The organism is Brevundimonas sp. (assembly GCF_036677305.1).
GTDB lineage: Bacteria > Pseudomonadota > Alphaproteobacteria > Caulobacterales > Caulobacteraceae > Brevundimonas.
Genome location: NZ_JAKFEB010000016.1, coordinates 1 through 22811, shown reverse-complemented (window position 1 = coordinate 22811; position 22811 = coordinate 1). Strand labels below are relative to the sequence as shown.

The 22811-nt window shown below is 67.0% G+C and carries 16 protein-coding genes and 1 tRNA gene; 13 read left to right on the top strand and 4 right to left on the bottom strand.

Annotated elements, in window-relative coordinates:
* Positions 1-54: 54 nt before the first annotated feature.
* The 4 genes from V6M42_RS00850 to V6M42_RS00835 are packed head-to-tail and all read left to right on the top strand — an operon-like array spanning position 55 to position 2298.
* On the top strand, positions 55-609 hold the full coding sequence (locus V6M42_RS00850) for a phage tail protein (RefSeq protein ID WP_332676494.1): 555 nt from the start codon (positions 55-57) through the stop codon (positions 607-609).
* Positions 610-641: 32 nt separating this feature from the next.
* Positions 642-1172: a phage tail protein gene (locus tag V6M42_RS00845; RefSeq protein ID WP_332659078.1), complete on the top strand. Its 531-nt coding sequence runs from the start codon at positions 642-644 to the stop codon at positions 1170-1172.
* Positions 1173-1219: 47 nt separating this feature from the next.
* Positions 1220-1753, top strand: coding sequence for a phage tail protein (locus V6M42_RS00840; RefSeq protein WP_332659077.1), 534 nt, complete (start codon positions 1220-1222; stop codon positions 1751-1753).
* Between the two features lie 2 nt (positions 1754-1755).
* Complete coding sequence (locus tag V6M42_RS00835; RefSeq protein ID WP_442880904.1) at positions 1756-2298, top strand: GNAT family N-acetyltransferase; 543 nt, start codon at positions 1756-1758, stop codon at positions 2296-2298.
* On the opposite strand, the gene V6M42_RS00830 is transcribed toward V6M42_RS00835, so the two are convergent.
* Positions 2291-2584, bottom strand: a complete 294-nt coding sequence (locus V6M42_RS00830) for a DUF6916 family protein (protein WP_332659075.1) — start codon at positions 2582-2584, stop codon at positions 2291-2293. The genes V6M42_RS00835 and V6M42_RS00830 overlap by 8 nt on opposite strands.
* A gap of 253 nt (positions 2585-2837) precedes the next feature.
* Between V6M42_RS00830 and V6M42_RS00825 the strand changes: the two genes are divergently transcribed.
* From V6M42_RS00825 to V6M42_RS00810, 4 genes are all read left to right on the top strand, one after another.
* Entirely contained in the window at positions 2838-3443 is a 606-nt protein-coding gene (locus V6M42_RS00825; RefSeq protein ID WP_332659074.1) for a hypothetical protein, read from the top strand.
* 19 nt (positions 3444-3462) lie between these two features.
* On the top strand, positions 3463-4116 hold the full coding sequence (locus tag V6M42_RS00820; protein WP_332659073.1) for a hypothetical protein: 654 nt from the start codon (positions 3463-3465) through the stop codon (positions 4114-4116).
* A gap of 70 nt (positions 4117-4186) precedes the next feature.
* Complete coding sequence (locus V6M42_RS00815) at positions 4187-7642, top strand: hypothetical protein (protein WP_332676491.1); 3456 nt, start codon at positions 4187-4189, stop codon at positions 7640-7642.
* Between the two features lie 10 nt (positions 7643-7652).
* Complete coding sequence (locus tag V6M42_RS00810; protein WP_332676488.1) at positions 7653-18851, top strand: LysM peptidoglycan-binding domain-containing protein; 11199 nt, start codon at positions 7653-7655, stop codon at positions 18849-18851.
* Positions 18852-18874: 23 nt separating this feature from the next.
* Here the strand turns inward: V6M42_RS00810 and V6M42_RS00805 are convergent, their stop codons facing one another.
* On the bottom strand, positions 18875-19300 hold the full coding sequence (locus V6M42_RS00805; RefSeq protein ID WP_332659070.1) for a helix-turn-helix domain-containing protein: 426 nt from the start codon (positions 19298-19300) through the stop codon (positions 18875-18877).
* 80 nt (positions 19301-19380) lie between these two features.
* On the opposite strand from V6M42_RS00805, the gene V6M42_RS00800 reads away from it, so the two are divergent.
* The 3 genes from V6M42_RS00800 to V6M42_RS00790 are packed head-to-tail and all read left to right on the top strand — an operon-like array spanning position 19381 to position 21003.
* A complete protein-coding gene (locus V6M42_RS00800) occupies positions 19381-20091 on the top strand; it encodes a helix-turn-helix transcriptional regulator (RefSeq protein ID WP_332676485.1) in 711 nt (236 codons plus the stop codon).
* Positions 20092-20146: 55 nt separating this feature from the next.
* A complete protein-coding gene (locus V6M42_RS00795) occupies positions 20147-20503 on the top strand; it encodes a hypothetical protein (RefSeq protein ID WP_332659068.1) in 357 nt (118 codons plus the stop codon).
* 50 nt (positions 20504-20553) lie between these two features.
* Positions 20554-21003 carry a hypothetical protein gene (locus V6M42_RS00790; protein WP_332659066.1) on the top strand — a complete coding sequence of 150 codons (450 nt, stop codon included), beginning with the start codon at positions 20554-20556 and terminating at the stop codon, positions 21001-21003.
* A 151-nt stretch (positions 21004-21154) separates the two neighbouring features.
* Here V6M42_RS00790 and V6M42_RS00785 read toward each other — a convergent pair.
* A tRNA-Ser gene (locus V6M42_RS00785) sits at positions 21155-21244 on the bottom strand.
* A gap of 192 nt (positions 21245-21436) precedes the next feature.
* On the opposite strand from V6M42_RS00785, the gene msrA reads away from it, so the two are divergent.
* Together msrA and V6M42_RS00775 are read left to right on the top strand one after the other, a co-directional pair.
* On the top strand, positions 21437-22087 hold the full coding sequence (gene msrA, locus V6M42_RS00780) for a peptide-methionine (S)-S-oxide reductase MsrA (protein ID WP_332659065.1): 651 nt from the start codon (positions 21437-21439) through the stop codon (positions 22085-22087).
* Positions 22088-22089: 2 nt separating this feature from the next.
* Positions 22090-22434 carry an MmcQ/YjbR family DNA-binding protein gene (locus tag V6M42_RS00775; RefSeq protein WP_332676483.1) on the top strand — a complete coding sequence of 115 codons (345 nt, stop codon included), beginning with the start codon at positions 22090-22092 and terminating at the stop codon, positions 22432-22434.
* On the opposite strand, the gene V6M42_RS00770 is transcribed toward V6M42_RS00775, so the two are convergent.
* Positions 22431-22811, bottom strand: a 381-nt coding sequence (locus V6M42_RS00770) for a DUF885 family protein (protein WP_332676481.1), incomplete at its 5' end; no start/stop codon positions are given. The two genes, V6M42_RS00775 and V6M42_RS00770, sit on opposite strands and share 4 nt — an antisense overlap.

Sequence of the window (22811 nt, the reverse complement as noted above, 5' to 3'; positions counted from 1 at the left end):
GGCGGCCCGAGTCAGTTTCCAGGCAGCGATAGTCCGGACGGCAGGAGCACGAGCATGAGCGAATTCTTCATCGGTCAGATCATGATGACCGGTTTCCCCTACGCACAGAAATTCTTCGCGCAGTGCAACGGTCAGACGATGGCGATATCGCAGAACCAGGCCTTGTTCTCCCTGCTCGGAACCCAGTTCGGCGGAAATGGCGTCAGCACCTTCATGCTTCCCAACCTGCAGGGGCGAACGCCGGTCGGCGCGGGCCAGTCCATGGACGGCAGCTGGAACCCTTCGCCCTATCCGGTGGGCGCGGTGGGCGGCGTGGAGAATGTGACGCTCGATCAGACATCGATCCCGATGCACAACCACGCGGTCAACGCCACCACGGTCGCCGGTACGGTCAACCTGCCCACCACGCCGTCGCTATACGCCACCTGCACGCCCACGGGCGGTGGAACCGAGTCCATGTACGTCCCGCTCAAGGCGGACACGGCGGTGCCGCTGATGGCGACGACGGTCTCGGCCGTCGGCGGCGGCGCCCCGCACGCCAATATGCAGCCCTTCCGGGTCATCAACTTCAACATGGCGCTGGCGGGCGTATTCCCGTCGCGCAACTGAACCCGGCTTCGGCCTGAACGGGGAGACACACAATGAGTGCGCCCTTTGTCGGCGAAATCCGCATGTTCGGCTTCGGCCGGATTCCGATCGGATGGCTGGCCTGCGACGGCAGCCTGCAGCCGATCGCCAACAATGAGACCCTCTATACCTTGCTGGGCACGACCTACGGCGGGGACGGAAACAGCACCTTCGGCCTGCCCGACCTGCGCGGCCAGGCGCCGGTTCACCAGGGGACAGGCCTGGGCCTGACTCCAAGAATCCTCGGTGAGGGTGGAGGCTCGGAATCCATCACCCTGACCACCGCCCAGATCCCGGCGCACACACACACTTTCGTGGCGGACACGGCGGCGGCGGAGACGTCCAAGCCCGACCCGACACAGACCCTCGGTTCCATGGCGACCGACACCCAGTACCTGACCGATGTCACCGGGGCGGTGATGTATCCGCTGCAGGCGAATGCGATCGCCCCGTCCGGAACCAGCCTGCCGCACGACAACATCATGCCGACCCTGACGGTCTCCTTCTGCATCGCCTCGGAGGGGATCTTCCCCAGCCAGCCCTAGGTCCATCGCGCGACGCATCGGCGCAGCGCGCCCTCAGGAATTTTCCCATGACAGAACCCTTTATCGGCGAAATCCAGATCTTCGGCTTCCCGTACGCCCCCGTGAAATGGGCCGCCTGCACCGGCTCAATCATGGCTATTCGCCAGAATACGGCGCTGTTCTCGCTGATCGGCGTCCAGTACGGCGGCAACGGCACGGTGACCTTCGCCCTGCCCAATTTCGTCAACTGCGCGCCCGGCAGTCAGGGGCAGGGGCCGGGGCTGACGAACCGGGTGATGGGGGACATGTTCGGCGAGAACAGTGTCTCCCTGACCAGCGAGACGATGCCGGCCCACAACCACCAGCTTGATGTCTACGCCACGCGGGCGTCGACGTCGAAGGTGGGAGTCCCCGTGCGCGGGGCGGCGGTCAGTCCGCCCGGCAAGTGCCAGGCCTTCGTTCCCAACGGCGTCCCTGACACGACCCTGGCCCCGATGATCCTGGCGCCGTCGGGAGGAAACGGATCGCACGAGAACCGGCAGCCCTTCCTCGCGCTCAACTACTGCATCGCCCTGGAGGGTAACTTCCCCAGCTTCGGCTGAGAATGTCCGCCCCAGCCTTTCCCGTCAGCCGGCTCGCGGGGTCGGCCAGGCCGCTCCTGACCGGTGAAACGTTGCAGCTGCGACCGGCGCACGACGGCGACCTGGATTTCCTGCGCCGACTCTATCACTCGTTTCGCGCCGGGGAGATGGCGCCGGTCCCCTGGAGCCAGGCGGAGAAAGACGCCTTCCTCGACGACCAGTTCCGGCTGCAGCACCGGCATTTCACCACCGTCTTTCCGGAGGCCGACTTCCTTGTGGTTGAGCAGGGCAACGCCCCGATCGGCCGTCTGTATCTACAGCGTGACGAGGAGGGGGTGCTGGTCGTGGACATCGGACTGCTGCCGGACTTCCGAAGACAGGGGATAGGCCGCGTCCTGATGGAGTGGGTGTTGAGGGAGGCTGCGGACGCGCAGGCCGCGAAGGTCTGGCTGCATGTTCTGGAGCAGAATCTGCCGGCGCGGCGGCTTTACGAGCAACTCGGCTTCGTGGTCGTCGGCGGGCAGGACGTCCGGATGCGAATGGAGCGGCGCCTGCCGGTCAGTTGAACACGGCCTGGTAGACGGCGCCGCTGACGTCGCGCCCGATCGGGACAAGGAAAACGTCCAGCGCGCCCATGGCCGCGTTTCTCAATCGATACAGCCGCTGCGGCAGAACCACCGGCGTGGTGCTGCGGAAGATCAGTGAGAAGGGCGCCCGCATCATTCCCGGGAAAGGCCGCGCGGGCAGGGGCGTGACCTCCGCCAGCGTCAGCGGCACGGTGCTGTCGCCTACGGTCAGGTCGAAGGTCTCGCCAGCCCGGCCCGCAAAGGTTTCACAGCTCAGCAACTGCATCGACGCCCCCTCGCAGCCCGTGGCCCCGCCCGTTCCAAGAGCGGGTTGGCGACAGATACATGCATTGCGAGCGTTGAGCCATATCAGGTCCAGACAACACTATCTGAACGAGTAACAAACCTGTGATGGGACTCTTTCAGGTCGTAGCTTATGAAGTTGCTCGCATAGGGAGCGTGGCGGGATGGCGACTGACGTGATGCGGGTTCGGTTGAGCAGTCCGACGGCTCCTCAGGCAGGACCCGTCCTCAGCCAGATGTCGATTTCAATCGGGGCGGTGACGCCGGTGAGCGTCACGGTCAACTACGAGACCCTGCCCGGCAACCAGCCTCACAGCTACAGCAATTTCCTGGCGATCTGGCAGGCGACGGTGATCCCCTGGCCCGTGCCGCCGTTGAAGCGCCAGGCCATTCCGACCGACGGGCAGAGCGGCTCGACGACGCTCTCGGGCCTGGCCGTCCAGGAGAAGCCCTACATCGTCGGATACGGCGTCGGAACGGAACTGACGAGCATCTCGACAAGCGTCGGCGTCTTTGTCGGCGGGCAGGGAGGCTCCAGCACCTCGACGGTCCTCGGCCTGGCTTCGATCGAGCCCGACACCCTGGTGGTCCACTACCAGGTGCTGCCCGGATACCTGCCCAAGACAAGCAAGAACTGGATCGGTCTGTGGCAGGGGCAGGCGTCGCCCTACTACTCCGGCGACCCGATCGCGACGGCGACGCCCGACCAGGACGTGTCCGACGGATACATCGTGCTGAACGGTCTGACCCTGACCTTCGGCACCACCTACACGCTCGTCTATTTCACCGGCCCGGCCAAGACCGAGGCCTCGGCGATCCTCACCTTCACGACCACCAGCTAGACCCAGGAAAGGGCCACCCATGTCAAAAGTTGAAACCCTCAAGATTTCCGCCGCGATGGGCGCGAGCAGCGTGACCTCCCTGTTGATCGGCGCCGTTACGCCGACCAGCATCAACGGCGAGTACGACACCCTGCCGGGGAACCAGCCCAACACCTACGGCAACTGCGTATTCATTTGGCAGAACCAGAACCAGATCCCCTACAACCAGCAGCCGCTCGACAACTATGCGATCGCCGGCAACACCCAGAACGGCTCGTTCTCGTTCGGCGATCTGGAGGTCCAGACCAAGAGCTACATCGTCGGCTTCGCGGTCGGGCCCAATGTGTCGCAGATCTGCTCGACGGCCTTCGTGCCGGCCGCCGGCTCCAGCTGGCAGTATTTCCAGACCACCCTCGGCGTCGCGTACGTCGGAACCGACTCCCTGGCGATCAGCTACGGCACGCCCACGGGCAATGCGCCGCAGACCAACCAGAACTGGGTCGGCCTGTGGCAGGGCGCGGCTCCGTCCTTCACGACGGCGCCGGTGGCCAAGGTCAACATCGACAACAACAATGCGACCGGCCAGGCCGTGATCAACAACTACCAATTCCTGCGCGGGACCACCTACACGATCGCCTACTTCATGGGTCCCAAACAGACCATGATGGCGGCGACCTACACCTTCAGCACCTGACACGTCTCCGGTCCCGGCGGCGCTGTCTTCAGGCCGGCGCCGCCGCGGATTCATCCAGGGTGGACAGACCATGGTCGTCTTCGGCAAGACGTCCTCGCCCCAGCTCTATGCCGCCCCCGGCGGCGGTCCGAGCGGCCAGGACGTCTGGATCGCCTACTATCTGCCAGAGACGCCGGCCCAGCCACCGGACAGCATAACGCTGGCTGACGCCCTGGGCCCCGCCTATGGCGGCAGCTTCGTGTTCAGCTGCGCGCCGGGCATGTCCATCGACGCCTTTGCGTCGAGCATCGTCGCCGGCGTGACGGCCGCGCTGGCCCAACCGACCTTTCCCGGCGCGCGGGCCTTCGTCTGGCTTACCCAGCCCCGGGCGATCACGCTCGCCACAACCCTCCTGCTCGGGCTGTCCAACAACGGCAAGGCGGTCAACGTGGCTCTGCAGGCGCCCATGGCTCCCGGGGTCCTGTCGTTTAACGTCAACAACGGCCTGGCCATCGCCTTCGACGGCGACTCTGTCCTGACCTTTTCTACGCCGACGCCCAACGGCCTGGGCTTCGTGGGCTCGAGCGCCCCCCGTCAGACCGTGATCCACAGCGCCACGCTGCCGTTCTCAGGCGACAGCGCCGGCGCGCTCGGTTTCGCCGTCGAGCTGGGCCGTGACGACCTGCTGGCCAAGCTCGGCTGGGGTCTGCAGATGTTGTACGCCGACGCTGGCGGCGCCGTCAGGTCGCAGCTCTATCCCCTGGCGTCCGGCCGTCTGCCGAGCGCGGCGGACATGCTCGGCTTCAACGTCACCCTGGATCCCTCGGATGTCGTCAACCGGCGGCTGATCGACCGCAGCCTGTTCGCCTTCGACGGAACGACGAACGGAACGGCGGGCGTGACCCTGGTCAGCGGCTTCCAGACTGCATGGGCCGACACCATCCAGCTCACGCCGGTAACGGCCGGCGACCAGGGACAGATTCCCGCCGGCCTGGTGCTGACGCTGGGCAATCCCAACACCGCCGCCGGCCAGCAGTTCGCCTTCGCCCCGCGCGGGGATTTCGTCATCGACCTGTCCGGACCGAAGAGCCAGTCGCCCCAGCCTCTCCTGTGCGGACTGACGCCGACCGAGACGATGACCATCGCGCCCGGCGCCGACCGGCTGCGCTTTTCCACCAATCAGCCGGCCTGGGCTGCCAGCTATCCGCCGCAACCGGCCTCGACGCTCGGGCCGCCGGTCGACACCAGCGCACCCTTGGTCACCGACCTCTATCTCACGTCCTGGGCGACAGTGGTCAACGCGCCGGGCCAGACGGCGGGCGTCCACTACGCGGCCCAACCCAAGGGGCAGCCGCTGTTCGGGCTGGACGACGTTGTGACGCCCAAGGCCGGCGGGACGCTGGGACCGGTGGATCCGGGCTATTTGCTGCCCCCGCAACCCGTGCCGCTGATGCCCTACGCCCTGGCGGCGCCGCAGGGCGATCCGACGGGGTTCACGCCCGGCACGGTTTCCGACATCGAGGCGAGGGTGATCGCGCCCGTCCGGCGCACGGGGATCGGAGGTCCCGCCTCGACGAGAACCTCGGTCGCGGCGCCGCACAGGCGCAAGGCGCTGCTGTCCGCGCGGGGCGGGTCCTCGATGCAGGCGACCACGCCCATGGGGCTGGTGGCGACCGTCGACGCCGGCGGCGTCTGGCGCTCGGTCGACCTGGGCCTGAACGCCGAGGTCGGCGTGGGGATGAGGTTCATCGAGCCGCCGCCGGAACTGCAGCAGGCGCTGCAGAGCTCCGAGCTGTTCCTCGTCGCCGCCAACGCCGATCATCTGGGCGCCTTGACCGGTTGGGACCCGGCCGGGTCGATACAGCCGGCTGCGGAGCCGCCGCGCTTCTTCAACGCCATGTCGATCGCGGACTGGAGGATCGAGGCGAAGGTCGGCCAGAACAAGGGCTATGGCGACTACAACGACGTGCTGATCGTCAAGGGCTGCCGGGGCAAGGTCGCCGACCTGGTGCAGAAGCCGGACGCCTGGACCCAGGCCGGGACCTTTTCAATCCCGAGCTATCGTGACGGCGGCGGGGGCGACGCCAACGACATCGTCGTCCTGTCGACCTGGCTGGCGGACTACATCGCCGCGGCCGAGGCGCGGTCGGGCGATCCCTATTTCACCAACTTCCTCGAGATCGTTCACTCCGACACCTGGACCGGAATCCTGGTGCTAAAGGCGTCGCTGACGAAGTTGCCGCCGGATCTGGGCGGCCTGCTGGCGACCGTCGATCCGGCCTACACCTTCGCCCACCACTTCGGCGTGACGGTCAGCCCGGTCGAGGCGGCGACGGTGACGGTGGACAAGACCAGCGCCATGTTCGAGCTGGTCTACTATGTCGCGCCGGGGTTCGACGATGCGGCGGACAATCTGCAGCCCATGCCGCCCTCGACTCCCGGGCCCTACGACTTCCAGCTGCTGACCATGAAGGCGCTGTTCGAGAACAGCGCGGTGGCCAATTTCGACAGCCGGGCGCAGCTGACTCTCGGGGAGTGGTTCAGCGACGCCGTGACGTCGATGGGGGCAGGGGGCAACACCTTCAACACCATCTTCCTGACCGGCAGCTATCAGAGCCAGAACGGCAAGTCGGGCTATGTGCTCGACAGCGAGACCAGCAACCAATTCAACCTGGCCAGCACGATCATCAACAAGATCGAGGTGGTGAAGGCGCTCTACACGACGGTCGACGATCAGCACTCGCGCTTCGATGTGTGGGGTTTCATCGACTATGCGCTGGTCGGCGGGGAGGACGCGCCGTTCGACATCTTCAGCTTCGGCAACCTGCCGGGCAACGACTACGATCGCACGGGCCTCAGCTTCTCGGCGCTGGGTCTGGACATGGCGGTCGACAGCAAGCAGGCGAAGACATTCGCCTTCGACGCGTCACGCATCGCCTTCGACCTGGGCCAGAGCACGCCGCGGCCGGGCTGTATCTACAGCGCCTTCGCCCTGCGCCCGCCCAGCATCGTCGTGGGCGCGCCCGGCGAGGATCCGCTGTCGCTCGGCTATCTGTCCGTGGCCACCTCGACCCCTCTCAGCGGCGTCGACCAGAAGAAGCCCTGGTACGGCCTGGCCTTCGGACTGGACATGGGATCGGTCGGGGCGCTGGCCGGGAGCGCCGGCCTTTCCGCGACCATGCTGGCCGCCTGGGGCCCGTCCAGCAGTCGGGCTTCGGTGGGCGGTTCCTGGCCCGCGCGGCTGGCCGTGGCCCTGCCAGGCGTCAACCCGACCGCCAAACTGCTGTCGCTGGAAGGCGTTCTCCGGCTGGCCATCGGCGAACTGAGCCTGACCTACACGCCGCCCCAGGCCGGAGATCCGAACGCCTGGGTGCTGTCGCTGATGGATATCGGCATGAAGTTCCTCGGCTTCCTCAAGATTCCGCCGAACGGGGCGATCAACTTCACCTGCTTCGGCAACCCCGGCGCCAACGTCACCCCGACGTCACTGGGCTGGTACGCCGTCTACAACCAGGATCCGCCCTCGGGCGTGTCGGACAGGATCTAGGGGACGCGCGATGGCCACCTTCCCCAGCATGGTCCTGTCGTCCTGGTACGATGTCCTGTCGCGTTGGCGGCAGATCGGCGGCGCCGCCGGGCTGGCGGCCTTCCAGGCCTATCTCAACAACGGGACAAACCCGATCATCCGCGCCTATGTGGCCGGATCGACCGGGTCGGGACATCAGGCGGCGACGGCGAACATCCTGCGCCGGCTGTTCATGCCGGCGAACGATCCCGTTCTTCCGGGCTTCGGCTACACAGGCCTGGTCGAGGTCTATTGCGACGGCGACGCCGCCCTGCAGGCCCGATTCCGGGCGCTGCTGCCGGAACTGCAAGGGGCCGGGCCCGCCTACGGCTTCTACGGCGGCACGCTGAGCACGCTGCCCTATCCCGCCATTCCCGCCGCGCCGACCGTCAACATCGGCATCACCGGCGGGGCCGATGACGACTTCCACTATGCGGCGACGCTCAAGACAAACTACTTCCTGCGCCTGCAACCTTATCGCTGGGGCGCGCCGCAACAGGTGCAATTCCTGAGCACCAAATGGCCCTACGTCGATCTCGAAGCGCAGAAGGTGCTGGGTTTCCGTACGCTGGTCGAGCGCGCCTACGCACAGCCCGTCGCACCGGTGAATTGGCCCGGCTACGCCGCCAACCAGCGCGCCATGATCGTGCAATGGGTGCTGGCCCAGAGCGCGCCGGCCGTCGCCGCGTTCGACTTCATGCCGGTCTACAGCGTCCGTCGTCCGGGTCTGTGCGAGATGGGTACGCCGGCCCAGGACCGCATTGTTGAAATCTGCGCCTCGGTGATGGCCGCCCAGACCGCCGCCGGCGCGGGGGCGCAGCAACCGGCGCTGATCCTGAACATGGACGTGTTCGAGGAGAGCGCCCAGTTCAGCTTCGCCCGCGTCGCCGAAATGCTGACCGGCGGACCGACCAACGACGAGCAGACGCGGGGGGCTCAGCCGGCGACCTCGCCCCACTACAACGCCCGGCGCGCCTACATGCAGGGGCTGAACGGCAACGGCGCCAGGTTCGACACCTTCATCTACGACCCCGCGTCCCAGACCAATCTCGCCGACCTGCAGCAAAGGGTCGCCACCTGGTTGGCCGGGCACGGCGACAGGGTCCTGTGGGTCCAGCTTGGGCGGCAAGGCGACAACGCCTCGCTGCTGCCGCCGCCGGTCTTTGACCGCGCCTTTTCGGGTGGAACCTTGCCCGGCGTGTTCGAGGGCCAGAACACGGCCAATCTCATGCTCAACCGGGGACGGCCGTACTTCCACGTCAACCGCCCGGGCGTGGCGAACGTGCAGTACCCCACGACATTGCTGGGACTGGACGGCCAGGCTGTGGTCCCCAGACGCTTCCAGCAGGCGGCCGACCAGCTGGGCGTTCCGCTGGGACAATGGCCCCTGAACGTGGCCGACAATCCGGCCCAGCGGGCGGGAGCCTTTATCCGGGATCTCCGGGGTCCCGCGCCAAACGCGCTGACAACCTATCTGGCCAACATCCACGCCTTCTACGGCAATCAGGTCAACGACAAGCTCGGTCTGGTCCTGACCTTCTACAACTACCTGATCAGGGGGCAGGCGGCCGTTCCAGCGGCGGTGGGGGCCGGGGACAGCGGAGACACGCTCGCGAGCCTGTACGAGAATTTCTCGACCGCCGCTTCGCCGGTGCAGTTCGCCGCTCAGCTGGACCCCTCAGGGCAGATCAGCAAGTTCGTGGTCGACATGCAGGGCGTCTATCCGAACTCGCCCTTCGCACTCTCCGATATCACCGTGACGCGCGACCCGCCGACCGGGGACGCCATCGACACGGTCACCGTGGTCGGGACCACCGACCTGTTCGGCCTGCCCAACCAGGTCACGGCTGTATTCACCGCGCCGGACGGGCCGGTGAAGCTGAGCTGCCAGTTCATGGGCCTGTTGTCGTGGAGTCCGGACGGCGTGCCGTGGATGGGTTTCTCCAACCCCTACATCGGATTCGACGTCGCCGACGCCGATCTGCCGGTGACGGGCGTGCTGGGCGGAACACTCAACGGTCCGGACATCACCTTCGAGGTCCAGCTGCCGCCCAGCGACGACCAGATCTGCTTCACGGGCGTGTTCAACCAGCCGCCCAGCATTGCCGGCTTCTACGCCATGGTCGGGGGGATCAATCTGGTGGCCGGCCTGCCATCGCCCCTGAATGTGGTCGCGGCCCTGGAACTGAAGGACGTCCGCTTCGCCTACGACCCAGTCAACGGCGTGGTGTCCACCTTCGCCTTCGACATCGGCTGGTCGTCTGATGGCGAAGAGGGCATGCCCCTGCTGCCGGGCCTGACCCTGGACGCCGTGGATATCGCCCTGACGGTCACCCAGCCCGGCCGCGCGGCCTCGGTCCAGGCGAAGCTGAGCTCGTCCTTCACCATTGGCTCAGGGCCCGACGCCGGTGTGGTGGCCATCGGCGCCCTTGTGCCCGCCATGGTCTTCGAGGGCGAACTGACCAGCGGCGTTATCACGCTGCCGGATCTGCTCGGCATGTTCCTGCCGCAGGTCGAGATCATCCCGCCCTCCGCGCCGACGATCACCCAGTTCAGCTTCTCCTGTAACCAGCCGGCGCAGACCTATGCCATCGCCTGCCAGCTCGGTTTCGACTGGACCATCAGCCTGCTGGGCACGCCCGTGCTTACGCTCGAGCAGATCGGGCTTCAGGCCGACCATGCGGCCGGCGTTACGACCGGAAAACTCTCCGGGTCGGTGACCCTGCTGCCGGCCGATCCTGTCAACAACCTGACCCTGCTGCTGTCGGCGGAGTATCTCGGCAAGGCGAACTGGCTCTTCAGCGGCCAGCAGGATCCGGACCAGCAGCAAGTCCTGTCGCTGAACAATCTGATCAAGAAATATCTGGGCGAGAGCTGGGCGCTGCCCGGCGGCGACTACGGGATCAACGGGATCAGCTTCTCGGCGGCGCCGGAAACCCAGACCTACACCATCGCGGGCCAGACCGCAGAACCGTGGGTCGTGCCGTTCCTTCCGGGCCTGACCGTCTCCGCGGCGATGAACCTGAAGTACGCCCCGTCGGTGGTGGACATCAAGGCGGGTCCGGTGCTCAGCGGCGACCTGGCGGCCGTCATCGACTGGTATTCGGTCCAGCTCGCCCTGGCCTGGAAGTTCGGTGAGGACGGGAAATACACCTACGTCCTGGACTGGGGCATGCTGCATGCCGAGGTCGCCCAGAACGCGGCGCTGGACTGGGTCGCCACCGGGTCGCTGCCGAACCAGACGCTCGGCGACGTCATCGAGCAGTTCGTCTCGTTCGCAACGGGCAGCCCCTTCGGACTGACCGCGCCCTGGGATCTGCTCAACTCTGTCCCCCTGGGCGTCTTCGAAGTGACGTTCAACTTCACCACAAAGACCATGGGCCTCAGCGTCCAGATCGGCCCGATCGACCTCGGTTTCTGCACGATCAACAGCATAGGGGTCGTCTATGATCCCGGCGGCGCCGAGCGGAAGGTGCTGATCAGCGTTGACGGGTCCTTCGCCTGGACCGACGACACAAGCCTCGACTGGGACGCGGCCAAGCCCGAGACCGCCCCGGCGCCCCCTGGCGGCGGCAACAAGTATATCGACCTGCGCCTGCTGGCGCTCGGACAGCACGTCGGCCTCGTCGGCTCGCCGAACATGACCACCGTCGCCTCGGCCATCAGCGCCCTGCGCAACCTGGACGCGGACGGCGCACCGGTGACCGGTCCGAACGGCCAGGTCTGTTTCGATCCGTCGGTGTCGTGGCTGGTCGGAATGGACTTCGGCCTGATGCGGGTCGATGACGACCCGAAGGCGGTCGCGCTGAAAGGCCTGGCGGACGATCCCCCGACCTACACCCTGCAACTGTCGACCGTCTTCGACGATCCGCTGCTCTACGGCCTGCGTGTCGCCCTGGACGGTCCGGCGGCCAAGGTATTGGCGGGGTTGTCCTTCGAGATCATGTATCGCCGGATCAGCGACACGGTCGGGGTCTACCAGGCCGAGCTGAGCCTGCCGACGGCAATGCGCACCATCGACGTCGGGGCCTATTCGCTGACCTTCCCGACCTTTGCCCTGGCGATCTACACCAACGGCGATTTCCTGGCTGACATCGGCTTTCCCTGGAATCAGGACTTCAGTCGCTCCTTCACTGTTCAGGCCGTCATCCCGCCGGGCATTCCCGTGCTGGGCTCGGCCGGAATCTATTTCGGCAAGCTGTCCAGCGCGACGACCAACAAGGTGCCCGCGGTCATCAACGGCCAGTTCAACCCCGTGGTCGTGTTCGGTTTCGGCGCCCAGGTCGGCTTCGGCAAGGAGGTCAACTACGGCCTTCTGAGCGCTGGTTTCAGCCTGACCGTGTTCGGCATCATCGAGGGCGTCATCGCCAAATGGTGCCCCAACCAGCCCGACGGCTCAGGCGCCAACACGCTGCAGCTTCAGTCGAGCTATTATTTCTGGCTCCAGGGCAGCTTCGGGATCATTGGCCGGCTTTACGGGTCGGTCGACTTCGCCGTCGTCAAGGCGTCGATCGACATCCGCATCGTGGTGATGGCCCAGATCACCTACGAGAGCTACCAGGACATCCCGATCAGCGTGATTGCGTCGGTCGACGTCCGGGCCAGCCTCGAGATCGATCTGGGGCTGTTCTCGATCACCCTGCACTTCTCCTTCTCGCTGACGATCAAGGAGACGTTCACGATCGCCAATCCGGACCACAGTCCGCCGTGGCAGCTTGCCTCTCCGATCGCAAGACAGCGCAGTGAGCGTCTGCTCCGTCGTCTGCGTTCGCACGCCGCGCTGCCGATGCTGGCGGCCGCGCCGATCTGGTCCAACCTCCTGCCGGCGGACACCCCGGCCAATCTCACCGCCTGGCTCGCGCCGGCCCTGACGGTGAGCGGGGAGGGGGCGACCACGGCCGCCCAGCAGACCACCGCCTGCGTCGCCATGGTCGCGCTCCAGTCGGTCGACCCGTCCGTCCAGCGAGCGACGGGCGCCGCCGACACCTCCTTCGAACTCCTGGCCAAGCAGGTGCTGCGCTGGATGGTGGCCTCGGTTCAATCCGGCCCGCTCACCTCCGCCCAGGTGGATGCGACGATCGTCACCGACGACCAGTTGCTGGCGCTCTCGACGTTGCTCACCGATCCGGACAATCCCGTGCCGGTTCCGGTCGCGGCTATCGAAGCCTTCATGCAGGGCCAGTTCAGGCTCGACATATCGACGGCCGGTTCCGGGCAGGTGAATGCGACGCCGTTCCCCATGCCGCCGGAGGTGACCCTGACGGTGCCGGCCTACAATGGCTCGCAGGCCCTGAACTACAGCTTCGCCGACTTCAACTCGACCAGTTCGGCCTACCTCGGCGACCTGCGCACCTATTTCGACGCCCTGGCCGTGCTGGTGCAGCCGCCCAGGCCGCCCAAGGCGGTGCACCTGACCGACAGCCCCGGACCATCGGTCGCCAGCTTCCTGTTCGCTGACCAGTATCGCCTGATCGCCCAGCAGATGATCGAGGCGTGCCGAACCGCGCTGCGCGACTTCACCTACCCGTTGGTCGCGAACCAGACGTCCCAGGCCGTGGTCGACTGGGTGAACTCGACGGGCGGTCTGACCGGTGACGCCGCCTATACCGGCGCTGAGCTGTTCGCGGCCAATGCGACCGCGCCGCTGACCTCAGGCGCGACCCTGGGGGTCGCGGGCGTGACCCTGTCGGCGCCGGCGGGCGCGACCTTCACCACGCTGGCGACCGGCTTCGGCAATGGCGTGACGCCCACGGCGCTGGCGACCGTCAACGCCGACGCGGCCGAGCTGCTGAAGGCGGGCGCGGCGATCGCCTATCCCGGCCAGACGGACCATGTGGTCCAGCCGCGTGACACCCTGACCATCGTGGCCGCGGCCTTCGGTGTCAGTCTGGCCGACCTGTTGGCCAACAGTTCGGTTCTGACCCAGGACGGACTGGTCGTTCCGCTGTCGGTGCTTGCCGTTCCCGCCATCGCCTGCGCTGCCTCGGGCGGCGACACCCTGACCACGATCGCCCAGCGCTTCGGCGTCACTGTCGAAGCCCTGGCGACGGCGCCCAATCTCGGCGTGACCGACCTGTTCGCAGGCGCCGGCAGCGCCTCGATCAGCATCCCGCACCTGCCGCAGTTCCAGGTCGGCGCCCTGATCGGCGAGGTTCAGGGGACCGGCCAGATCGCCCAACTGGCGGGCATGACCGGCCGTTACACCCTGCACGGCCTGCGCCTGCCGACCAACGGCGTGACGCCGAACCAGGCTGGGCCCCTGCCGTCGCCGGATTGCCCGATCTTCGCGCTTTCGGGCCAGCAGTTCACGATCCCGCCCCTTGTCGCGACCGCGTTCGGCTTCTCGCTTTCGAAACCATCCAGCCTCGGCTGGCTGACACTGGGCGGCGGCGACAGCCTGACCTTCACCATGGGCGACCTGCAGACCAGCCAGACGAAGGCCCTGCAATCGTTCCTGACCGGACCGGGCTACGCCTTCGCGCCGCCGGGAGCGACGGTGACCGCCGAGGCGACGTTCCGCGACGCCCCGACCACCTGGAGCGTCGGCGCGCCGACCGCCTGGGCTTCGGCGGGGACGATCCAGCTTCTTTACGGGCCGCCGACCCAGGGCGAGGTCTCGTTGCGGCTGTGGCCGCTGCCCGACAGCCTGGTCGACCTCTATGACGACACCCGGGATGCGCCCCCGCGCGTCACCCCGGTGCTCGGCGTCTACGACGAAGCCAGCGGCGCGATGGTCGAGCAGGATATCGGCGCCTATGCGTGGGCGATGCAGGTCGGCGTCACCGTCAAGCGGCGGTTGGCGGCGACCACCGCGACCGGCCAGACCACCTATGAGCTGGTCGGGGTGGGCGAAAGCCAGATCACCCTTCTGGAGCGGTTCCTGAGCTGGGCGAACGGATCCAGCGGCGGCGTGTCCGGTTTTGATCTGCTTTATCCGGGCAGTGCGGCAGCCGGTGCGTCCGGCTTGCAGTCGGGCGACGCCGCGACCCTTACGTGGGGCCTTATCCAGGTCAATCTGTCGACCGTCACCCATCCGCCGACCGGTCTGGACGACGTCCTGCCGGACGTGCTGGCCGCCCCGCCTCCCGGGGCGTGCTTCAACACCGCCTACGACTTCGTGAAGCTGCTTTGGGAATGCAGCATCACCCGCTCGGGAGGCTACTATCTGTATTTCTGCGACGACGTCACCGGCGCCGGTCTGCCGGACGCCGCCTTTGACGACAAGGGCGAGGCGGTGCTCTCGCTGGTGCTGCGGACCAACGCGCCTTCGGATCCGCGGATCCAGAACCTGTTGCCCGGCTTCGTCAACGCCCTGACCACAAGCCTGCCGTTCGAAACCGGCAACGCCAGCGTCATGGTTCGCGCCGCACCCATCGCCGCGACCCTGTTGGCCGGGGCGGACGACAGCCTCGCCAGCCTGGGCGTGCGCACCTACACCGATCCCCTTGTCCTGGCCGAAGACAATGCCGACAGCCCGCCGCTGGCGACAGGCGCGAGCCTGACCGTCACCCGCGGCCTGTATGTGGCGGGGCCCAGCGGATCCCAGCCGGGCGGCGCGGCCGCCGATATCGCCAACTGGTTCGGAACAACTGTTCCGCTGCTGCAGGCCGCCAACCCGCAGATCACCGACTGGGCGAACCCTCAGCCCCCGGGAACGGCGCTGTTCCTGCCGACAATCGATCTGGTCGTCGGGACCAGCAAGGGTGGAAGCTCCCTGGCCTCGCTCGGCGACTACTATGGGTGCGGCGTCGACGGACTGGCGGCCGACAACCAGACCCGGACGGGCGTCTTCGCCGGCGCCACCCTGTCGATCCGCGGCGGCCCCTCGACGCGAACGGCCAATACGCCCGCGGGATCGGTCACCATCGAAGCGACGCGTGCGGCCCCCGATCCCGTCCCGGCTCCGACCGACCCGACCTTCGCCCAGCTCTTCCTGCAGGCCAATTTCACCCTGCTGGGCTATGGCCTGGAGGCCAACGCCTGGTTCGGCGTCAGCCCGCCCGGGTTGCCGATCAGCTCAAGCGACACGCCCGAGAGCACCGACCGCCGCCGCCTGCCGCAGGGCTTCGCCGGCGGGCCGCTCAACTACAGCCGCGTGGTGCCCGTCTCGCGTTACGGCCCGGTTCCGACAACGTCTCTGCCCGCCACGCCCGATCCGACGGCCAGCCCCTACCGCGGCGTCGGCGGGGTCGCGCAACTGGATCTCTGCTGGCTGGACAATTTCGGCAACCGCATCATCGGCGGCCTCGGCGAGACGCCGTCGGGCGCGCCGACCTCGTCTCCGGCCCTGCCGCTGCTTTACGCCGACCCGCTGATCGGCCTGGGCCAATGGTCTGGCGTGGCGGCGGCCTATGCCGTCACCGGCGCTCCCGGCGCGGCGGCCCTGACGCTGACCCTGTCCTTCGATCCGACCGTCTATATCCCGTCGACCCCCGGGTGGCAGGACCGGGCCCGTCAGGCGCTGGGGCTCTATGACAGCCTGTACTACCAACTGGCGGCCGATTTCGCGGCGAGTCTTTCCACCAGCCTGCTGGCGACGCCGGAGATCGCCTTCACGGCCGCCCAGATCACCAGCCTGCAGTCCTGGCTGTATGGCGCCGACGGCGTCTACGCCTTCCTGACCCGCCAGGCCGGGGGAGGAGGCGGCGCTGCGCCCGCCGACCTGCCGCTGGCCTTCCCGCTGGCCGCCGCCGGGCTCAATCCGGAGGAGCTGTTCGAGGTCACGGTCACCGTCGGGTTCAGCCGCCCGTCGGCCAGGGTCTCGGCCGCCTTCCTGGACGGCGGAGGGGTCGCTTCGGTCTCCACCATCATCGCGCCACTCTACGCCAGGGATCCGGCGGCGGGAGGCGACCGGACCCTCAACGGCTTCGCCGCGGACCTCGAGAAGGCGCTCAGCGCGCCGGCGCAGGTTCTCGTCAAGCTCGCCAACGGCGTCGACCGTCGCGAGGCGGTGCAGGCGACCCGGTCGCTATGGCTTGTGCGTCTTGCCCCGAGCCCCGGCCTGCCGCCGCAACCCGATGCCGTTGGCTTCGCGATCAGCAATACCGGTGATCCGGCGATCTACGCGCCGCGCCCCCTCTACAACACGCTGCAATCGCCCGGCGATGTGCCGATCCATGACTACGTCTCCGGCGTCGGCATCGACTTCGACAAACCCGATCGAACGCTCAGTTTCGGTGGTGTGGACGCCGACGTCTGGCTCGGACAGATGCTGGGCGCGGTCGATACGGTGCTCGGGCCCGACCTGTCGGCTTCCGCCGCTCTCGTCGACCTGCGGTGCGGCAGCCACGCCCTGGCCGACCTGCTCGCCGTCAAGGAACAGCTCGCGGGCGCGCTCAGCGCGCTGATGATTCCGGTCTTCGATGGCGAGAATCCGACGCCCCAGTTCGTCGCGACCGCGCAGGAGGCCTTCCGCCAGCAGCTCCTGCAAACCCTGTCGTCGTTCTATTCGGTCAGCGCCGCCGTCCAGTTCGAGGCGGACGTCCTGGCTGATATGAGCGAGCCGCAGTTCGGCGCCGTCCCGCCCAGTCTCTACGGCAGCCTGGTTCCCGCGCTGACCGGACCGACGAGCGATCCGGGGGTCAGTCTGACCTCGGCCAAGCTGGCGTTGACCACGACGCCGACCGGGAGTCCGGCTTCGCTCACCTTCCTGGCCTCGTCCCGCAACGGCCACGATGCGTCGGGGGCGCTGGAGAAGTCCGCCACGCTGAACCTCGTCTACGGCGGCCTGCAGATCGAGCACCAGATCGGGCCGCTGCCCAACATCGAAGGCTACCTCGCTTCGACCTGGCTCAGCTTCGTGCTGCCGCCCCAGGCTGGCGATGCGACCTGGCCGCTGGCCGCGTCTCTGGGTCAGTTCGAGATTCCTCTGGTCCTGCGCGCCTGGCCGACTCCGCCGACCCTGGTCGGCCAGGCGGCGCAACAGGTGCTGACGGGGACCGGTGGCGGGACCTCACTCGATCAAGCCGTGCTCTGGAACTACAGCTTCGTCTTCAGCGAGGCGTTCCACTATCCGCAGGACGCGGTGAATTTCGTGAGCACGTTCAATGCATTTACGGGTCTCGGCTCTGATCCGCTGTTCGGCGCCCGCGACCTGGTGTCCGATCTGGCGGAGTTCGTCACCGTCTATCCGGAGGTCGCGGCGGACCTGAACGGTACGCTGGCCCTGGTCGACAACACGACGGTCGATCCCAAGATTCTGAACGTCGCCCTGATCGCGCTGCAGAGTTTCGTCCAGCTGGTCGGACGGGTGGCCGAGGACTTCGGAACGATGTCGCTGCGCGCGCACGCCGGGCTCCGCGCCGGGCCGGGCCAGGCGCCCTACGCCTTCAGCGTCTCCGAGGACCATATCGACGAGACCAATCCCGACGGGAAGGCTGTCGAGGCGCTGCTCGTCACCCTGACCGGCCTTCCGCCCTCGGGGATCGGCGATCCGACCGTGGACATCGAAGGCTACACCGCCCAGCGCCAGTCAACGTCCGCCGGCTACACCTTCACCTATGTCGACGGGACCGGATTCTATCTGCCGGCCGCGGTCGGGCAGACCATCGCCAAACGCACGATCAGCCTGCCGGGCCTGAACATCCTGTCGGCCCAGAACGCGATCACCAGCGCGGCCATCCTGCGCAACCGGAATCTTGTCGACGGCAAGACGACCGCGCCGCCCTTCGTCTACCAGACCAGCCCGGTCAGCTTCGCGACGCCGCTTCGTCCCACGCTGTCCGTGCTGGATCCCATCGACATCGCCGCCATTCCGACGGGCGCGCCGATCGCGAGGCCGCTGGCGGATCAGCTGGCCGGATTGTTCGACGCCCTGTTCACGCAGGCTCCCGATGGTCCGCAACAGGTGCAGGCGACGGTCGCCTACTCCGTGACCCTCAATCCGGTGCTGGATCCAGTGCTTCTGCCGGTCGTCTTCCTGCCGCCCACGAACGTCCTGCCAGGCGTGACGGAGGATCAGGACAGTGATCCGCTCAGCCAGGCCCAGTTGATCACGCTGATCTGCGACGCGATTAACGCCTGGTATGGCGTCAACCAGCCCCAGGAGGGCGGATCCATCGTCTTCGATCTGAAGGTCATGGCGCGGCAGATCAGCGGATCCAGCCATACGCCGCCCACGCCGCTGCTGGATCTGACCAACCTGTATCTGGACTTCGCGGACTGGAGCGATCCGCCGCCCAATCAGGCGTAGGCCGCGCTTGCATCAGAAGGGCATCAGACTTCCTGAAGGTGGTCCTTCCCGCCGACGGCAGGGGCTTCCTCCGCCCCGGACCGCCGTGAAGATTCGCCAAGAGCGCGCACCAGAGCGATCACCGCGTTGCGCTGGTCCCGATTCTTGACGTTCACCCAGGCGGTGAGCAGTTCCGACGCCCCCGGAGCCGCCAGCAGGCCGTACAGCGGCCGTTCGGTCCCGTCGGCCGGCGCCTCACCGAATAAATCGACGACCTGGACGCCAAGCAATTCGGCGGCCTGCCAGAGTTTCGATGCCGAAATGCGGTTCGTGCCGTTCTCGTATTTCTGGACTTGCTGAAACGACAGCCCCAGGGCGCTGGCGAGGTCGGATTGGGAAAGCTTGCGCATCTTGCGTAGCGCGCGCAGGCGCGCGCCAACCTGCACATCGATTGGATCGGGTGTGGACATGGGGCACCGTACCGCCAAGGTCGAACCGTCAGCAAGGGCGCCCATTGGCCATGGCCGCCCTGGTGAGGTACCTTTGCTATATGCGCGATCCGCTGGCGACGTTCCGCAGTCCAACGACCCGCCTGACCGGCCGGGAGCGCGAGGTGATGGCGTACGTCGCCGCCCACTATCGCAGCAAGATGATCGCGCGTCTCACCGGCAAGGCGCCCAAGACGATAGACACCCAGATCGCCAGTGCGTGCCGCAAGCTGGGCGTACACAACCGTGCAGAGGCGGTGCGGCTTCTGCTTGAGGCGGGCCTGGTTCCAAGCATGGGGGAAAAACCCCCAGAGGCGCCATCCCCCATGGTCTTCCCGGCCGGTTCGCCGCCTCGTGTCGCCACACCTGAGGAGGCGTGGAATGATACAACAGAGGCAGGAACGGCGGATTTCCGCCCCGAAACCGCAGGAGGAATTTCTACCTCCGATGACCTATGGGGACCTGAACGACGCGCTCCATCTGGTGACGTCACGGGACGAGCACAGGCTGATGGTGCCGTATTTGGTGTCCGCGCTGCGCCAGCAGGCCCCGTTCCTTACCGGTCAGATGGCGATGTTCGAGATTCTTCGGACGGCGAACTGCCTGGCCGACGCACAAGCGCAGGAGGCAGATGGCTAGGGCGTCCGCCAGCCGCCCTGAACCGTTTGCTGGTCGCCCTGGCGATCGCGATCGGCCTGGCGATCGCCCTGCCGGCCGCTCTTGAAGGTGCGATTGTGCTCCAGAAGCTCGTCGAGAGCCTGCGCCAACCCTGAACCAACCAACCGACTACCGTTTCATTGGGCCGCACCCGTGCGGCGAGGAGGACTCATGTCTAATCAGCAGGAAGCGGCGCAACGCGTCGCCGAGATGATCAACGAGGCCGAGCGCGCCATGGACACCGCCATGGCCCGAACGTCCGCGCTGGTGACCGAACTGCCGCAGCTCCAGACCGCTGCGGGGCTCAACGCCTCATGGGCTCAACCGGTGCTCGCCTCGGTCTGTTCCGCGCTCGGCGAAATGACGAGCGCCCGTGGCTCGATCATCGCCGCTCACCGATCGCTGTCGGCCATCCAGCGTAGGCTCGGCGTCGCCGTGATGGAGACGCCCAACAACAGCAAGGACGGGGATGGTCCGGTTGTTCCGAAGGTTCTCGGCGATACGCGCGTCGTGTCGCTTCGCGCGTAGGGTCTTTATCCGCCTGACGGGATCGAGCATGGTGTCCACGGGGGGACGCCATGCTCGATTTTCTCAGTGCAATCGACGAGTTGCATGAAATCCTCGCGGTGGGGTCCGTGGTTCTGGTCAGCGCGCTGGCCCTGATTCTCGGACGCGGGCCCGAGCGGGCTGCGGGACTTGTCCTTTTGATCGACGCATTTGGGCTCGTCCTGCTGGCGGGCCTTCTCGATCAGGGAGACCGCGTTGTCCTCGTCCATGCAAAGGCGGTGCTCGTCCTGGGCGCCTATGTCGTGATGACGATCCGGTGGCATCACCGTTGGCTGGTGTTGCTCGCCGGGCTTCAGGCGTTCGCGGTGCTGCTCCATCTGGTCGCCTGGATCGATCGATCTATAGTCATCTTCGCCAACGCGCTTCTGCTCAATGCAACGGGCTGGTTGATGCTGCTCGTGCTTGCAGTGGCGACGGTGGGAAATGCGTTCAGGCGCCGGGACGTCCGCGCGGGACTCTGACCGGGCGCGCGAGGCAGGCGGCGCCGATATGTGGCGTTCCGGAGGAGCTCGTTGAGGAACAGGGCATGTACGACGTGCAGATCCGGTTTCGTGTATTGCCGATTATGCGCATTTCGCGAACGGGAACGGCGCGTCCGTAGACAGTAGTGCGTGGCGGACAGAGAGGGATTCGAACCCTCGGTACGCTTTCACGTACACACGCTTTCCAAGCGTGCGCGATCGACCACTCCGCCACCTGTCCGTTTCCACGACGTCGCCCGAGGGCCTTCGTGTCGCGCCGGAGGTCGATCCGGCGCGAGGCGAGGCTGATAGAACACCCGGACCCCCTCGGCAAGCGCCTGAACGCATCCCATATAGGGGTTTGATCGTTCGACCGGCCGCGGCGGATCGGGAAGGCCTGCCTTCCGACCGCGGCCCACCCGGGAGCCCCGCCATGCTGTTCAAGAAATCCCACGAAATGCCCACCGCCGACGAGGCCCTGCCGGGACGCCCGACGCCCCTGCACACGGACGAGGTCCACTATGTCACCGGCCGGCCCCTCAAGGGCCCGCACCCCGAGGGGTTCCAGACCGCCATCTTCGGCATGGGCTGCTTCTGGGGCGTCGAGCGCATCTTCTGGAAACTGCCGGGCGTCTGGGTGACGTCGGTCGGCTATTCCGGCGGGATCACGCCCAATCCGACCTATGAGGAGACATGCACGGGCAAGACCGGCCACGCCGAGGTGGTCCAGGTCGTCTTCAATCCGCACGAGATCAGCTACGGCGACCTGCTGAAGGCCTTCTGGGAGAACCACGACCCGACCCAGGGCATGCGCCAGGGCAATGACGTCGGCACCACCTACCGCTCGGCCATCTATTATCTGGACGAGGAACAGCGCGCCGAGGCCGAGGCGTCGCGCGACGCCTACCAGGCGGCCCTGTCGAAAGCCGGCCGCGGGACCATCACCACCGAGATCGCGCCGGCCGGCCCCTACTATTTCGCCGAGGATTATCACCAGGGCTATCTGGCCAAGAATCCGGCCGGCTACTGCGGCATCGGCGGCACCGGGGTGGTCTGCCCGATCGGCGTGGGCGTCGAGGCCTGATCATGGACCGGGCGGGGGTCGGCAAGGTCTGCCTCGCCCTGCCGGCGGCCACGCTGGACCATCCGTTCGGCGAGCATCACGACGCCTACCGCGTGGGCGGCAGGATGTTCGTCATGGTCGGCGAACAGGGCGGCGTATCGTTCAAGGTCTCGGACATCGCCTATGAGGTGCTGACCGAGTCCGGCCGCGCCCGTCCGGCGCCCTATCTGGCCCGGAACAGATGGGTGAACCTGCCCAGGATCAGCGACTGGCCCGACGACGAACTGGCCGAGTACATGGCTAGCGCCCACGGTCTCGTGGCGGCGAAGCTGACGCGCAAGGTCCGGGCGGAGCTGGGGCTGGCCTAGTCGGCGGGCCGCGCCTTCTCTTCCGCAATCCAGCGGTCCATCCGTTCGTCCAGAAGGGCCATGGGCAGGGGGCCGTCGATCAGAAGGGCGTCGTGGAAACGCCTGACGTCGAACCGGTCGCCCAGTTCACGCTCCGCCCGCGACCGCACGGCGCGCAGCCGGATTTCGCCGATCTTGTAGGCCGTGGCCTGACCCGGCCAGCCGATATAGCGCTGCAGCTCGGTCTCGATGTTCAGCGGCGACAGGGCCGAGTTGTCGCGGAAGCAGGCGCGGGCCTGTTCCAGGTTCCAGCCCATCCAGTGGATGCCCGTGTCCGACACCAGCCGGCAGGCGCGCCACATCTCGTAGCTCAGCCGGCCGAACCGCTCGTAGGGCGT

Excerpts from the sequence above, each read along its gene's own strand:
- V6M42_RS00830 (WP_332659075.1), bottom strand. The coding sequence starts at position 2,584 with ATGCAGTTGCTGAGCTGTGAAACCTTTGCGGGCCGGGCTGGCGAGACC.
- V6M42_RS00840 (WP_332659077.1), top strand. The coding sequence starts at position 1,220 with ATGACAGAACCCTTTATCGGCGAAATCCAGATCTTCGGCTTCCCGTAC.
- V6M42_RS00845 (WP_332659078.1), top strand. The coding sequence starts at position 642 with ATGAGTGCGCCCTTTGTCGGCGAAATCCGCATGTTCGGCTTCGGCCGG.
- V6M42_RS00800 (WP_332676485.1), top strand. The coding sequence starts at position 19,381 with ATGCGCGATCCGCTGGCGACGTTCCGCAGTCCAACGACCCGCCTGACC.
- V6M42_RS00795 (WP_332659068.1), top strand. The coding sequence starts at position 20,147 with ATGTCTAATCAGCAGGAAGCGGCGCAACGCGTCGCCGAGATGATCAAC.
- msrA (WP_332659065.1), top strand. The coding sequence starts at position 21,437 with ATGCTGTTCAAGAAATCCCACGAAATGCCCACCGCCGACGAGGCCCTG.
- V6M42_RS00815 (WP_332676491.1), top strand. The coding sequence starts at position 4,187 with ATGGTCGTCTTCGGCAAGACGTCCTCGCCCCAGCTCTATGCCGCCCCC.
- V6M42_RS00820 (WP_332659073.1), top strand. The coding sequence starts at position 3,463 with ATGTCAAAAGTTGAAACCCTCAAGATTTCCGCCGCGATGGGCGCGAGC.
- V6M42_RS00805 (WP_332659070.1), bottom strand. The coding sequence starts at position 19,300 with ATGTCCACACCCGATCCAATCGATGTGCAGGTTGGCGCGCGCCTGCGC.
- V6M42_RS00825 (WP_332659074.1), top strand. The coding sequence starts at position 2,838 with ATGTCGATTTCAATCGGGGCGGTGACGCCGGTGAGCGTCACGGTCAAC.
- V6M42_RS00850 (WP_332676494.1), top strand. The coding sequence starts at position 55 with ATGAGCGAATTCTTCATCGGTCAGATCATGATGACCGGTTTCCCCTAC.
- V6M42_RS00775 (WP_332676483.1), top strand. The coding sequence starts at position 22,090 with ATGGACCGGGCGGGGGTCGGCAAGGTCTGCCTCGCCCTGCCGGCGGCC.
- V6M42_RS00810 (WP_332676488.1), top strand. The coding sequence starts at position 7,653 with ATGGCCACCTTCCCCAGCATGGTCCTGTCGTCCTGGTACGATGTCCTG.
- V6M42_RS00835 (WP_442880904.1), top strand. The coding sequence starts at position 1,756 with ATGTCCGCCCCAGCCTTTCCCGTCAGCCGGCTCGCGGGGTCGGCCAGG.
- V6M42_RS00790 (WP_332659066.1), top strand. The coding sequence starts at position 20,554 with ATGCTCGATTTTCTCAGTGCAATCGACGAGTTGCATGAAATCCTCGCG.